Source organism: Treponema denticola (assembly GCF_024181405.1).
GTDB lineage: Bacteria > Spirochaetota > Spirochaetia > Treponematales > Treponemataceae > Treponema_B > Treponema_B denticola_D.
The window spans coordinates 1,218,407-1,232,187 of sequence record NZ_CP051302.1; the positions used below are offsets into that span (position 1 = coordinate 1,218,407).

The 13,781-nt window shown below is 30.4% G+C and carries 16 protein-coding genes; all 16 read right to left on the bottom strand.

Annotated features, from left to right (window positions below; genetic code table 11):
* Positions 1–103: 103 nt before the first annotated feature.
* The gene (locus tag HGJ18_RS05845; protein ID WP_253698143.1) at positions 104–598 is read right to left on the bottom strand and encodes a hypothetical protein; all 495 of its coding nucleotides are present in this window, start codon (positions 596–598) and stop codon (positions 104–106) included.
* Between the two features lie 438 nt (positions 599–1,036).
* Positions 1,037–1,474 (bottom strand): hypothetical protein, encoded by a 438-nt coding sequence (locus tag HGJ18_RS05850; RefSeq protein ID WP_253698144.1) that lies wholly within the window; start codon positions 1,472–1,474, stop codon positions 1,037–1,039.
* Complete coding sequence (locus HGJ18_RS05855) at positions 1,471–1,644, bottom strand: hypothetical protein (RefSeq protein WP_253698145.1); 174 nt, start codon at positions 1,642–1,644, stop codon at positions 1,471–1,473. The genes HGJ18_RS05850 and HGJ18_RS05855 overlap by 4 nt, the downstream gene beginning before the upstream one ends.
* 6 nt (positions 1,645–1,650) lie before the next feature.
* The gene (locus tag HGJ18_RS05860; protein WP_253698146.1) at positions 1,651–2,442 is read right to left on the bottom strand and encodes a hypothetical protein; all 792 of its coding nucleotides are present in this window, start codon (positions 2,440–2,442) and stop codon (positions 1,651–1,653) included.
* Between the two features lie 1,691 nt (positions 2,443–4,133).
* Positions 4,134–4,538 (bottom strand): type II toxin-antitoxin system HicB family antitoxin, encoded by a 405-nt coding sequence (locus tag HGJ18_RS05865; RefSeq protein WP_002669522.1) that lies wholly within the window; start codon positions 4,536–4,538, stop codon positions 4,134–4,136.
* Positions 4,539–4,559: 21 nt separating this feature from the next.
* Entirely contained in the window at positions 4,560–4,742 is a 183-nt protein-coding gene (locus HGJ18_RS05870) for a type II toxin-antitoxin system HicA family toxin (protein ID WP_002669524.1), read from the bottom strand.
* A 238-nt stretch (positions 4,743–4,980) separates the two neighbouring features.
* Positions 4,981–5,376: a hypothetical protein gene (locus HGJ18_RS05875; protein WP_253698147.1), complete on the bottom strand. Its 396-nt coding sequence runs from the start codon at positions 5,374–5,376 to the stop codon at positions 4,981–4,983.
* Positions 5,377–6,087: a hypothetical protein gene (locus HGJ18_RS05880; protein ID WP_253698148.1), complete on the bottom strand. Its 711-nt coding sequence runs from the start codon at positions 6,085–6,087 to the stop codon at positions 5,377–5,379.
* Between the two features lie 26 nt (positions 6,088–6,113).
* Entirely contained in the window at positions 6,114–6,299 is a 186-nt protein-coding gene (locus HGJ18_RS05885) for a hypothetical protein (protein ID WP_253698149.1), read from the bottom strand.
* Between the two features lie 136 nt (positions 6,300–6,435).
* Complete coding sequence (locus HGJ18_RS05890) at positions 6,436–7,188, bottom strand: hypothetical protein (protein WP_253698150.1); 753 nt, start codon at positions 7,186–7,188, stop codon at positions 6,436–6,438.
* Positions 7,189–7,454: 266 nt separating this feature from the next.
* Entirely contained in the window at positions 7,455–8,060 is a 606-nt protein-coding gene (locus HGJ18_RS05895; protein ID WP_253698151.1) for a zinc ribbon domain-containing protein, read from the bottom strand.
* A 77-nt stretch (positions 8,061–8,137) separates the two neighbouring features.
* Complete coding sequence (locus HGJ18_RS05900; protein WP_253698152.1) at positions 8,138–8,968, bottom strand: hypothetical protein; 831 nt, start codon at positions 8,966–8,968, stop codon at positions 8,138–8,140.
* Positions 8,969–9,160: 192 nt separating this feature from the next.
* Positions 9,161–11,719 (bottom strand): AAA family ATPase, encoded by a 2,559-nt coding sequence (locus HGJ18_RS05905; RefSeq protein ID WP_253698153.1) that lies wholly within the window; start codon positions 11,717–11,719, stop codon positions 9,161–9,163.
* A gap of 77 nt (positions 11,720–11,796) precedes the next feature.
* On the bottom strand, positions 11,797–12,174 hold the full coding sequence (locus HGJ18_RS05910) for a hypothetical protein (protein WP_253698154.1): 378 nt from the start codon (positions 12,172–12,174) through the stop codon (positions 11,797–11,799).
* Entirely contained in the window at positions 12,171–12,659 is a 489-nt protein-coding gene (locus tag HGJ18_RS05915; protein ID WP_253698155.1) for a hypothetical protein, read from the bottom strand. Before HGJ18_RS05915 ends, HGJ18_RS05910 begins: the two co-directional genes overlap by 4 nt.
* Before the next feature lie 128 nt (positions 12,660–12,787).
* The gene (locus HGJ18_RS05920; RefSeq protein WP_253698156.1) at positions 12,788–13,675 is read right to left on the bottom strand and encodes a carbon-nitrogen hydrolase family protein; all 888 of its coding nucleotides are present in this window, start codon (positions 13,673–13,675) and stop codon (positions 12,788–12,790) included.
* Positions 13,676–13,781: the final 106 nt, after the last annotated feature.

Consider the following 13,781-nt stretch of genomic DNA (forward strand, 5'->3'; position numbering starts at 1 on the left):
TTTTTATATTCGTGCGCCGGAGGCATCCGTCCAACGTGCAGTTAAGCTGCAAACGGACATAATCCAGTTTGTCAGCGTTGAAGCGGGTGTTGGGGTTATTACATTATTTCTTTCCAATTTTAAAACAAACATCATAAAAATTGTTTAGTTCATTCTGCCAGATATTTTTAATTGCAAACTTGTATTCATTTAATAAAAATACATATCTTTCAGAACATATTTTATTTTCTAAATCCTTATTCGCTGAAAAATACACCTGCCCATTCCTTCTATTGATTCTTATAAAACCATCAACTCTTTTACACTTTTTAATGAAGAATAAAAATTTATTATTTTCTTCCAGCAAGTCAAAATCACAAATATAAATAATGAAAATTTTTCCTTTTGCATTCTTTATTTTTTCAGATATTTCATGTATTAACAATGAAAAATTATTATCTTTTATCCTCGAAAATATAAAAATATAGTTATGGATAATTTTGAAAACGAGTCTTTTCTTAACTTCGCTACCGACTATAAAATCATATTTTTCATTATTTTCGATATAACTATTTGGTATATATTCTTTTACAGATTCTAATATGATGCTACTAAACATTAATTATTTTGCCTCAATTCTAATAAAATAAATTAATTGCTTCAATATACAATTAATTACGACATAATACTTAAAACTATGCATACCATTAATACAATATTTTCTATTTCGAAAATACTTATAATACTTCTAATAGCTATTCATAATTACTAGCAAATCCAGTTATCATTGAATTGATTGGTAAAATCCTAGGTAAGCTATTTCGTTTTCTAAGTATATTAAATATCTATTAATGAATAAATTTCGATAAATATATTACTAATTTTATTTAACCCCGCGCGAAGCGTCGACCCAACATTCGCTTGACCTGCATTTGCGGCTCGTCCGCAATATCAGTTTGAAGCGGATGTTATGGTAAAAATATTTCTTGTATTTTATATTCATTTTTTTAAACACTCTGTTGTTTTTTACAAATATTTTTAGGTTAAAAATTTGGAATTACATATTTTTTATTTCAAATCGTAAATAATTAATATTGGCATATCTCTTTATATATACAAAAATTAGCTTGTTATTTTTACTATCTTTCCAAACATAGTTACTACCAAGCTTATCAACAAACTCATATTTTTGATTAAGTTTATTTTCTAATTCACGAATATTTGAAAATAACCCAATCGCAGTATTAGTAGTAATTATTTCATATCCATACGGAATTTTTACTTCAAAATCATCAATAACAATGTTATTTTTATCAGGTATAAATCCTTTCAGTAGTTCCAGAATTACAATTTTATCGTGGAAGATACTTAAATAATCATTTTTTTTAAAATAGCTTTCTAAAACAAAAAAAATGATAAAAAGAAAAACAACAAATATTGAAATTACAAATATTTTTTTATTTTCATTTTTTATCTTATCAAAAATATTTCTCATATAGAATTATATTTATTATTGCCTTTTTCTTTAAGAAACCATGCTTCTATTATTATATATTTCCTGAGTAGAGTAAAGCCAGTACTACCGCTACCTTGTTCCGCCATACAGTTCAATTTCATTAAAAAAAGCAAGCTTGACTTGCTTCCTAAAATATTCTTTTTATACATAATATTTTAGCCTTCTGTAAATGAGGTAATAGTAAAAACAAAATCTTTTATTTTATATATACCTTCTTTTTTTACCAAATGTAATATATGATTTTCTTCTGTTTTTATAGCGCACCCCATGAATTTTCCTTCTCCAATATTCTCATATTCCTGTAAAGCTTTTTGGTAGAATTTTTCCGACTCTTCTTCACTTATACAAATATCATCATAATATTTGAAATATTCCTTTTTTGTAAATTCTATACCTCTGTCTGCGTAAAACCAATGTGAAGCTTCTGCTTTTACGATACAAGTGCATTCCTTATCGTTGATTGAAACTATTGAGATATTTTTTATTTTTATGCTTTTACTTGTATTAAGGAATCTGTCCGGTTGTTGTGATGCTTTTGTATGTAAATTCGAAATGATAACCTGCCAAATCTCATCTTCTAAAAATATTTTATGAAATATTTCTTTTAATTCATCACTTGGTTGATAATCAAAATCAAATAGATTAAAATAGTATTCCTCATCCAATACTTTTATCGTTTCATAAAATAATTTTATCTGATCTTCAATAGTAGGATTTTCTTCATATAATATTTTTAAAGATTCATAAAATGGTTTAAAATATTCTCTCACTTCAGGATTTTTTAAATCTAATCTTTCTTTTATTTTTTCAAAGGTTAGCAGTTCTTCTCTTGCAGAATTTTCTATATCTGTTGCTAAAGTAGTAAAATCTTTATTTTCATTTTTTTTACATGAGATAAACAAAAATAATAAAATAGAAAAGAATATAATTATAATTACTCTTTTCATTTTTCCTCCACAGCAGACCAGATGCCTGTCGCCATAACATCCGCTTAACCTGCATTTGCGTCTTGTCCGCAATGTCAGGTTGAAGCGGATGTTATGGCAAAAATATTTCTTTTACAGAATTATATTTATTAAATCCTTTTTCTTTTAGAGATATTCTTTCCATTTCTTTAAAGCTAGGCTTCTTTATTATAATTCCTTAAGCGGCGTAAAGTCATACACTACCGCTACCTTGCTTCGCCCTAAAGTTCAATTTCATTTCAAAAAGCGAGCTTGACATGCTTTCTGAAATATTCACTTTTTTCAAATAACTTATTCGCTCAAACCCTAAAGTTCTATTTTATAATTTCAGCGAGCTTAACTCGAAAAAAAACAAAGCTTTATTAAGCACATTTATGAGAACTAATGTTCATACACCAGATTTATCGATAAATTATAGTATTTCTACATTTCTAAATATATTATCTGTAATTCTCCGTAACACTTTTTTTGTATTCGGTCGTATTCATATTTTAAATTACCATCTGTATAAATTGTAAGAATATCATTTTCAATTGTAAATACTATTTTACTTGCTCCACGACATCTAAATATTTCATTACTATTAATATACAAGCGTGCGTACGTGGGATCAGAAATAGTATTTGTTATGTATGATTGAATAATATATTTCTTTGAAATAATTACTACTTCTTCTTGAATTAGTGTTTTTTTAGATAAACACTGTATGGTACTACACCCAAAGAGAAAGTTCATAATGTATAATATTAAAAACAATAAAGTTATTTTTTTCGTTTTCATTTCCAAAAAGCAGGCCAGATGCCTGTCACCATAACTACCGCTTAACCTGCATTTGCGGCTCGTCCGCAATGTCAGGTTGAAGCGGATGTTATGGCAAAAATATTTCTTTTACAGAATTATATTTATTAAATCCTTTTTCTTTTAGAGATATTCTTTCCATTTCTTTAAAGCTAGGCTTCTTTATTATAATTCCTTAAGCGGCGTAAAGTCATACACTACCGCTACCTTGCTTCGCCCTAAAGTTCAATTTCATTTCAAAAAGCGAGCTTGACATGCTTTCTGAAATATTCACTTTTTTCAAATAACTTATTCGCTCAAACCCTAAAGTTCTATTTTATAATTTCAGCGAGCTTAACTCGAAAAAAAACAAAGCTTTATTAAGCACATTTATGAGAACTAATGTTCATACACCAGATTTATCGATAAATTATAGTATTTCTACATTTCTAAATATATTATCTGTAATTCTCCGTAACACTTTTTTTGTATTCGGTCGTATTCATATTTTAAATTACCATCTGTATAAATTGTAAGAATATCATTTTCAATTGTAAATACTATTTTACTTGCTCCACGACATCTAAATATTTCATTACTATTAATATACAAGCGTGCGTACGTGGGATCAGAAATAGTATTTGTTATGTATGATTGAATAATATATTTCTTTGAAATAATTACTACTTCTTCTTGAATTAGTGTTTTTTTAGATAAACACTGTATGGTACTACACCCAAAGAGAAAGTTCATAATGTATAATATTAAAAACAATAAAGTTATTTTTTTCGTTTTCATTTCCAAAAAGCAGGCCAGATGCCTGTCACCATAACTACCGCTTAACCTGCATTTGCGGCTCGTCCGCAATGTCAGGTTGAAGCGGGTGTTAGATGCTTTTACATAACACCTACATATTTTTCTACTATCGTGTTCTGTAATAATTGTGAAAAATTTACATTATTTTTTTCTGCAAGCGTATTCACCCATTTTGGAAGCGTTATATTCTTTCTTACACATTTGCTTGAATATTTTTCACTATACGAATCCATATCTAAAATAAGCATATTTATAAAACTTTTATTATCAGGTAGTTTTATTTTTGTAGGTTCACTTGCTTTTGGAACAGCATTTCCTTCCTCGATTTCTGTTAATATCCACCCTGATGCCGCATCTATTCCCATCTCTATCGCTTCTATAAGAGAAAATCCTCCGGAAACACAGCCTTGCAAATCGGGAAATTCTATACTATAACTATTATCTTCTTCACAATATGTTATTATTGCCGGATATGCTAATTTCATTTTATATTCCTCCATATATCCTTATTTCAATCCTGCCTGCTTTAGAATTGCTTTCACGGTTCCTATCGGTATATCTCCTTTATGATTTGGGACCGTAACTTTTCCGGATTTTACAGTATGTTTATATTGATTATGAGAACCTTTTGCTGTTACAAAATACCAACCATCCGCCTTTAGTATTTTTTCTATTTCTTTTGCTGTCATTTTATATCCAATCATATTATACGCATTATGCGTATAATTATCAAGCTGTTATTACAATAAAATACGGCATTTTTAGTAAAATAAGCTATTAATTTGGGTTTTATGCTTTAATTTATAAAAAATACACCCTGTTTTTCAAAGTTACAGTTTATCGTGCCGTAAGGCATCGGTCTAACTAACGCTTAACCTGCTTTGCGGCTCGTCCGCAATGTCAGGTTGAAGCGGGTGTTATGTCATTTCATAAATCTATCTGTGCACCAGATTCAATGAGTTTTGTTAGTTCCCCAATATTTGAAAAAGGACTTGATGCAACTAAATTAGATAAATTTGAAAGTCCAACAGAAATATATTCTCTATCATTCTCTTTTATACCTTTATCTATAATTTCAAAACACTTATCTATTACTTGCCTTCTTTCTGAAAAAACTGTTGCAAATATCCTATAATAGAGGTCGTATTTTTTTTCTATTTCTGCAAGAAGAACTTCTTTTGCATTATCAAGACGTTTTATTTCTCTTTTTGTTATTTCTGCTTCCTTTTTATAGTCCATAAACATTTTAAATGCAGAAGTAATATCAGGAGCAGGAACATCTGGTATTTTTTTGACAATCTCGTTAATATTTTTGTTAGACATTTAACCCTCCTTTATTGACATTACTGGTGAATCTACCATTTTTAGGATAGAAATCGTTGTGTTTCCAAGGATTTGTATCTGTTCAATATCTCTTTGAGAAAAACGTTTTTCTTTTGTTTTAAGACTTTTGAAGAATTTACTAGTAAAACCAAATGGATAAATTTTTTTATATGTAGTCTTATATATTACTTCAAACGCTTCAAGAGCTTTAGGAATTGATTTAATCAATTCTTGAGATCTACGCTCTATTGCATCAAATGCTAATAAGTTTTTTTTAATCTGCCCAATTGATTTAATAATTTTCAATTCTTCTTCCTTTAATTGTTCAATTTTTTTATTGGCTTGTAAATGTTGAAATAATCCTGTAATAGCAATAGCCGGTATTGCAACCAAACCTCCAAGAACCATAGTGCCTGCAGCAATACCTCCACCACCTGCTGCAATACTACCACCACCTAACCAAGCAAGTATCGCATTTGAAGCTGCAGCACCAGATAGTGTACTTATTGCCGTACCTGTAGACGCAGTTCCAAAACTTCCCACGATTGCCCATGCACCTAATGCAGTGCTTACTCCTGCCACTGCACCTTTTGTCGTATTAATTGCAATCTCTCCTGCTTTCATACTAGAATCTATTCTATCTAGTGAATAGTCTTGGCTTTTCAAATAACTATCAATTTGTTGTCTTTCCTTAATATTCAACTGATCCAATATTTTTTTCCCTTTTCTCAGTTGAATTATTGCTGTTTTTTTACTTCAATTACAACTTGTAAAGTTTTATTAACCTCCTCTTTTCGTTTCTCATGAGACTCATTCAATTCTTTGAGTTCATACAGTTTATCCTTATAATCACTTTCTGCATTTTTAACTCTTTGGTGTGCTCCTAAAGTCACAACATTTAGCATCAAATCTCCAAAACCCATTTTTTTCTCCTATTATACTAATAACAATATCAGATATATTTATTATAGAATACAACATTACGCGGCGAAGCCGTCGACATAACATTGTTTTAAACCGCAAACGGGCTTGTCCCGTTTGTCGGCTTTGAAAACGGTGTTATGTGTTTTTAAATTCTTTTTCAAGTTTTGATTCTTTTATCAACTCATCAATATCGTTTTTTACAAAATAGTACGGTGAATCTTTTCTTGAGACTTTCTTATAAATGTACAATGGTATTTTTACTCTCCCAGATGATATTTGATATGGGGTTTCTAGAAGTTCTTTCTCACTACAAAAAATCGATTTTGTAGGATAATTTTTTAGTCTATAAATTTTTAAGATTCCGTTTTTTTCAGAATTATTATACGCTTGTTCCAAACGTGTCCACGAATCTCTAATCTTTTCTTTTAATTGCTCAGTTTTTATCGCCGTTTTATTCGCTAATACATCAACAAAACATGAATCTGGATCAACTGTAAAAAATAGAGTAGTAGTTTTTTGGTTAAATCTATTGGTTAAAGATACCGAATGATTGCCAACCCAACGTTGCCCATCATTCATAATAATTGATAACTCATTTGAATCTTCAATCAAATTTATAAATGAAAATGATTGTACATCACTTTCGATTACTTCCAAACCAAGTTCATCAACACTGTCATGAATACGCAGTAATCTTTTCAATGTAGATTGATTTTCTTTATCTTGAAAGATTTTAAATAAAAGGGAAAGAAGTCCACTAACTAAAACAGCACTTGATAGATCTTCCAAAAATTGGTTCCATAGACTTAATTCAGGAATTTTTCCTTTAAGAAACATGGATAATAAGCCAACAATAATCATTATTGATGCAATTACATATTGTCTCATTATTATACTCCTATTTTTATAAATATTGAGCGTTCTGCGCTATGTACATAACATCTGCTTAACCTGCATTGCCGTAAAGGCAATGTCAGGTTGAAGCGGGTGTTAGATTTATTATTCGACGACACTCCGAGTTTTGTCCCAGTATAATTATATAAAGTATAAAATACAATACGCATTATTTCACTTTATATGTATCTTACACGGATTCGACATCTTGAACATATTGTATTCATACCCACCGCTTGATATTGTTTCGGCTGCTGTACCTATTGAAGTTCGACATCTTGACGCATATTATATCCATACCCGCCGTATAAATTCTCGTATTCTTTGTATAAATATTCATATTCTTTTCTAAATTTTTCCAAACTTAAATTTAAATCAAATAGATGAATAGTCTTTTTATATAAATCATATAATCTAAAAATTTCATCACTTTGTGACAACTCCTTTTGGTACTTATTAACATATCGGTAATATCTTTGACTAATAATTGAAAAATTTTTCCTTTGAACAAGATATGAACAATAATTCGGTGTATCTACTTCCAGCATCTTTCTCATACTTGAAGTATGTGTGTAGTTGATATTTCCATGTATATAGTAATCGGAAGCAATTAAGTTTAAATTTGTAATAGATTGAATCATTGTACTTATCAAAAAATCATAAGTTCTATTTTTTTTATCACTTTTATCATTCATTATCAGCAAAAATATTATTGCAAATAAAATGAAAAAAACTCCATAAATAATATTGGAAGAGGCAAATATTTTTTTATTTAAATTAAAGTTAATCTTTTTTTGCCGTTTACCGCATTTTGGACAAAAAATATCACTCTCATTGAGTGGAGTTGAACATTTTCTACACATCATGTTAAATCATTCTCCTTTAATAATGCATTAAATTGTAACAGAACAATATCAACTTAATGCAGGTATTGAATAAAATACTAATACAAAGGATACCACAATCCTTGATACGCGCGATCTACAAATAATTCGGTATCTTTTCTTAATGTTTTTCCATCCTCATAATATTCAAGAAGATGAATACTTTCTAAACCATAATTTCCCGTACGCCATTTCCTGTAAGAGTAAATACGATTATTCCTATAGTCATATTTATGTACTTGTATGTTCTCAATTTGACCGGAAGTTTTGTACTCTTCATAGATTACATTTCCCATAGTATCATATTTGTATAAATATTCTTCAGAAAATTCGTTTGTATCTTTACTACCCATGGTAACACCATTACTGTCAAAGCTCGCTATAATTCTCCCACCATAATTCTTATTCCTTCTCTTTTTAGTAAGCAAACGACCTTCATCATCATATATATAAATCAACCCATCCGAATCAACACAAGATATGATATTTGCATCTTTATTGTATTGATATGTAGTTTCATGTGTCTTACCATAACTTTTCTTATACATACATATTATATAACCATTACTATCATATTCATAGAGTTCTTCTTCATAATCAACTTTTTCTCTAAAGTGGTTCATTGTCTTACAAGAAATTTTATTTCCTTGAGCATCATATTCGTACCATTTATTATTAGTAGAACCATCCCCTTCATATATCAATTTTCCTGCATCATCATACTCTTTTATTTTTATGATGGTCAGCCATTTATATATGGTTTCTCCGTTATATTCTATTGGAATATATTGTTTATTCCCAGCAGATAATACTTTATCCTGTCCCCACACTGTACATAACTCAACCATTAAAAAAAACAAAAAGCTATACAACTTTATCTTCTTTTCCATATTAAAACCATCCTTTCGCAATGTCTTTTTCATTGCAATTATTTTATTTTTCGGTCGAAAGTCTGTTTCGATTGGTTCCGCTACCCGCCTGCCATAAGGCAGGTCAATCTAACTAACGCTTGACCTGCATTTGCGGCTCGTCCGCAATGTCAGGTTGAAGCGAGTGTTAGGTTTTATTTCTAAATTCTTCTTCTAGCTCTTAATAAACTCCGATCTTATTTTTTTAAATTCCTCAAAATCAGCTCTTAGGTCGTCAATGGTTGGATCGTTATGAACGAGTTCAGGATTGCTATGCGCATTAATAAAGCCGCAACATCGCTCATAAATATCGTTAAGACTAGCTTTATATTTACCTAAGCTCTCAGCATTGACCTGAATAAACTTACCAAGTGAAACATGCTTTTGATATCTCTGGATAGTACCATTAAAGATTTCATGCTCAATACAAAGTTCTATAGCACTTCTAAGCTCACCAAAGCCTTCCTTTACAACTTCTGCTTCTGATCTGCCTTTGGGTTTGCTATTGATTAATGTATTAATTTTACTGATATTCTGCTTTACCTTATTTTTCTCTTCTTCAGCTTCAGTAATTACACCCACAAAATCATACTCTTTCTGAGAATTGTAAAACTTATAACTCAAGTGTTTGAAACTTGGCTGATTGCTGGAGTAAAGAAGACTATTGAAAAGTAAAACGCTGTGAGTAAAAACCACAACCTGTCTTTGCTCGCTTAAGCGTATAACCCGTTTTGCAAATGAATCGATTATCTTATGATCCAGACTGTTAACAGGGTCATCAAAAATTACAGGGGCATTGATGGTATCTAATTGCAATTCGGTTAGAAATTCTGCTAATGCAATACTTTTTTGCTCTCCTTCACTCAGGATTTCCAATAATTGATGATTACTGATTTTATGATTAATTTTTGTCTTTCCCTTATCAGTACCAAAGCTTAACTCTATTGGCATTTCTGATTTTCTAAGAGCCATTAATTCTTTTTGAAATATATTATTAAAATCCTGACTTATCAGCTCTTCCCTAGCCTGTGATGTTTTCCTACTGATTGAACTTGTAGAAAAGGAATTGGAGTGTTTATTTAGAATAGCCAATATTTTGTGATTAACAATTATATCCCTGATTTCATCAATTTTTTCAGAAAGATATTTACGGTCTTTCAATTCAGCTATAACTTTTTTTAATTCTTTCTCTTTGGTTTCGATATTTGTTAATAACTCGTTTTTCTTGCTTAAAGAATCTTGAAGTTGTATTGCTTTATTAGAAATAAATGTTTTAAAATCATCATATTTCAAATTAAAGACCAAGTCCTCTGAAATTTCATCATTAATAATTTTTTTCTTTAGAATTTCTAACTCTCTATTATATGCAGTCAATTCTTCTGGTTGGATTGGATTATCTTTATCATCACTTCCGAAGCTTGGATAGCTTAGCTTTAATGATGTATCTATATCATTTACGGAATTAATCAAATCATGTTTAGACTTTATAAGTTTAGCTAAATTTTCTTCTGTTTTGTCATTCAGTAGTTTACGATAACTTTCTAATAACTCTCTTGCATCAACTTCAAGAGGTTGTCTGCAATAAATACACACATCTTCATTTTGCGGATAATTGGGCTTAGCCATTTTTTTGATATAAGCTTCTGCTGAACTTAAAAAGGTTTTAAACTCGTTTGTTTCATAGAACTCAATGCCTTTTGATAAGGCAATCTCACTAATGCCTTTTTGAGTATTTTTTTCTAATTCAGCAATGGATTGATTAATCTGCTTTAGTTGGTTCCATACATCAGCATTCAAGACCTTTTTTGCTTGTTCTACTCTTTCAGTAATTGTGTTCAGCTCTGAGCATTGATAGTTTAATGCTCGAATCTCATTTTGCAGTAATATTTTATTTAGATTTGATAAATCCAATTCTTTTACCTGAAGTTCTTTTGCTTGTTCTTTGCCAAAGGTCGAAAGCTCAGTTAGTTTTTGGTCATCGGAGTCTTTTGATAGATTACTGATGAATACCTGTTGCGGGGTATTTAAATTTAGATTTTCTAACCACGAAACTTGAACTGGATATTCATTTTTTTTATCTTGAAATAGAGCGTCTAAAGCACTTAGCTCTGAAGAAACGAGATCAAATAAATGAAAACCTATAGGTGACACAATCAGTTGACGACTGCCATCGAGACTGATTTGAACACAGTTATTGTTAAAAACCGAGATGCTTGCTAGATCTTCATTTCTGTTTTTTCCTGTCCAAACAAATGTTTCGGGGCTACCATTCGCTTCAAAAACAATTTTAGCAGATTGAGGTTCTGTTCCTTTGAAAATATTTGATAAGATGGTGTTATTTTGATCATAACTAAATCCAAGAGCTTTTAGGATTCTTCCATATCCGGTTTTACCTGTTCCGTTTTCACCATAAATGACAGTAAGGTTTGGTGCAAATGTTATTGTCTGTTTCTTTGCCAGTTTATTAACACCAGTGACTTCTGAAAGTGCAGATAGCTCAATTTTTTTTGAAGCAGGTGAATAACTTGGTTTTGTGATTGTTAGAGGAGGCAACTCTTTTATCAATCCAATTTTATGCAAGAAATATTTAAATATTTCTTCTCTATCAGATTTAAGTAAACTGCTTTCAGTGCTGACGACTTTATGTACCAATAACTTAGCCCAATCAGAATTGTTCGCCCAGTCCCAAAGGAAATCAATAATTTCTTTTTTGTTTTTTGTTGCTGATGTCATAATTTACTCCTTTATATACACCTAACATTCGCTTAACCTGCATTGCTGCAAAGGCAATGTCAGCGTTGAAGCGGGTGTTAGATTAACTGTTCTAATATTTCAATAGCTTTCTGCTCATATAAATACTCTATTAGTGAATATAACTCATCTAGAAGATATGCATCAGAATTATTTAATCTTGACTCCATATCAAAAACAACATCTTGTGACTTTTTATTGATTATAGATAAAACATAAGAGAAATCCAATCTATTGACTCTTTCAGTAGATTCAATTTTCTGTATTGTAATTATAAATGTATTTTCTTCTTTTAGATGTGTATTATAACGTCCTGTTTTACTGATTAACTCTGATTTAAATGTTGTACTATTCACACGAGTCCATATTATTTTATTATTTTTTGTCAACTCAGTAAATTTCTTTATATAAGTTGAGAAAGCAAAATTGTTATTCATTTATTTTCCTCCGATGTATTATTATTTCTTAGATCAGATTTTATTTTTGCAAACGTATTGATCAAATTGTACCTATGTTCATTAATAGCATTGTAGACAATTCCTGGCTCCTGAGTTTCAGTTAATGGTATAACTTTTTGTAGATTTATGCGTAAATTAAGTAAATTTTTTTCTAATTCTGCTTTTAATCCGTCATAATCAACTGAACCAGCTACATTGGAATTATATTGATCAATACTTACAGCAGATAGTTCACTAATTATCGCATCTGCTTCTTCATAGGTAATTTTATAATTTATAGTTTGTAATTTTGTAATCATCTTCGAGAACTCTACTTCAGCATTTCTATTTGATAACAATTTTTTAGCTGCTAATGCAGCTTTTTTCGCTCCAATTGCTTGATACATACCAATAACTGAAATAACTATGCTGATAATAGAAAAGCATACTCCAATCCAAAAATTCCAATCATTATTAAAAGCCACATTAATATCTCCATATGATTAAGAAATCTTTAATACATAAACAAAAGACATTTCCTTTGCGCGAAGCGTCAATCTAACATTCGCTTAACCTGCATTGCCGCAAAGGCAATGTCAGGTTGAAGCGGGTGTTAGTTTGCTGATTTTCTATAATCTTTACGGATAAACGGCTCTTGTTTCTCTTCCGATAATAAAATCTCATATTTTGTCGGCTGCCGGTATGCGTTACCATGAACTTCTCTACTTCTATACTTTCTTAATTCCTCTATATTAAAAGTTGCGATATATATTCCTTCTTCCTCTCCGGCTTCTATTATTAATGTATCTCGTGAATATGGTTCATCAATTTTATAGGCAATACCGTCAAATGCTGTAGAATGACCATTACAATCGGGTTTTCCTTTTGGATAATTAACAGTTGCAATGCCAACCATATTTTCAAATGCTCTTGCTCTTAATTGTGAAATCCTATTAATTTCCATTGGACATGCATTCGGTACAAGTAGTATTTCTGCACCTTTGAGCATGAGTATTCGTGCACTCTCAGGAAATTCTCTATCATAACAAATCATTGAACCTATTTTTACACAACCGCGCTCTGTGTCTAATTCAGATACATAAAAATCATTACCGGGCATTAAATTTTTTTCATCTTCAAAAATACATGTATGTACTTTTGCATAGGTATATAGTTCTTTTCCAAATCTATCAAACAGACATATACTGTTTCTTGGTAATGGCTCATACTTTTCAAGAAATGTTATACCGATAGCCATTTGCAATTCTTTTGCTAAATCCGAGAATGAATGTATAAATGCATCATTTTTACTAATTGCTTTACTCTTTAATTCATTGACAGATTTAGGGATTTCGTAACCAATACTCCACATTTCAGGAAATAATGCTATATCTGCCCCCATATTTTTTGCCTTGCGACAAGCAGCTATACCGATATACATATTTTCAACAAGAAAGTTCCCCGGCGTTAATTGTAGTAAAGCTATGATAATTTTGCTCAATTGCGTATTCCTTATTGTATTAAATCTTGTCAAACTAACTGCCGCTTAACCTGCATTTGCGGCTTGTCCGCAATATCAGGTTGAAGCGGGTGTTAGAAGATTCTTA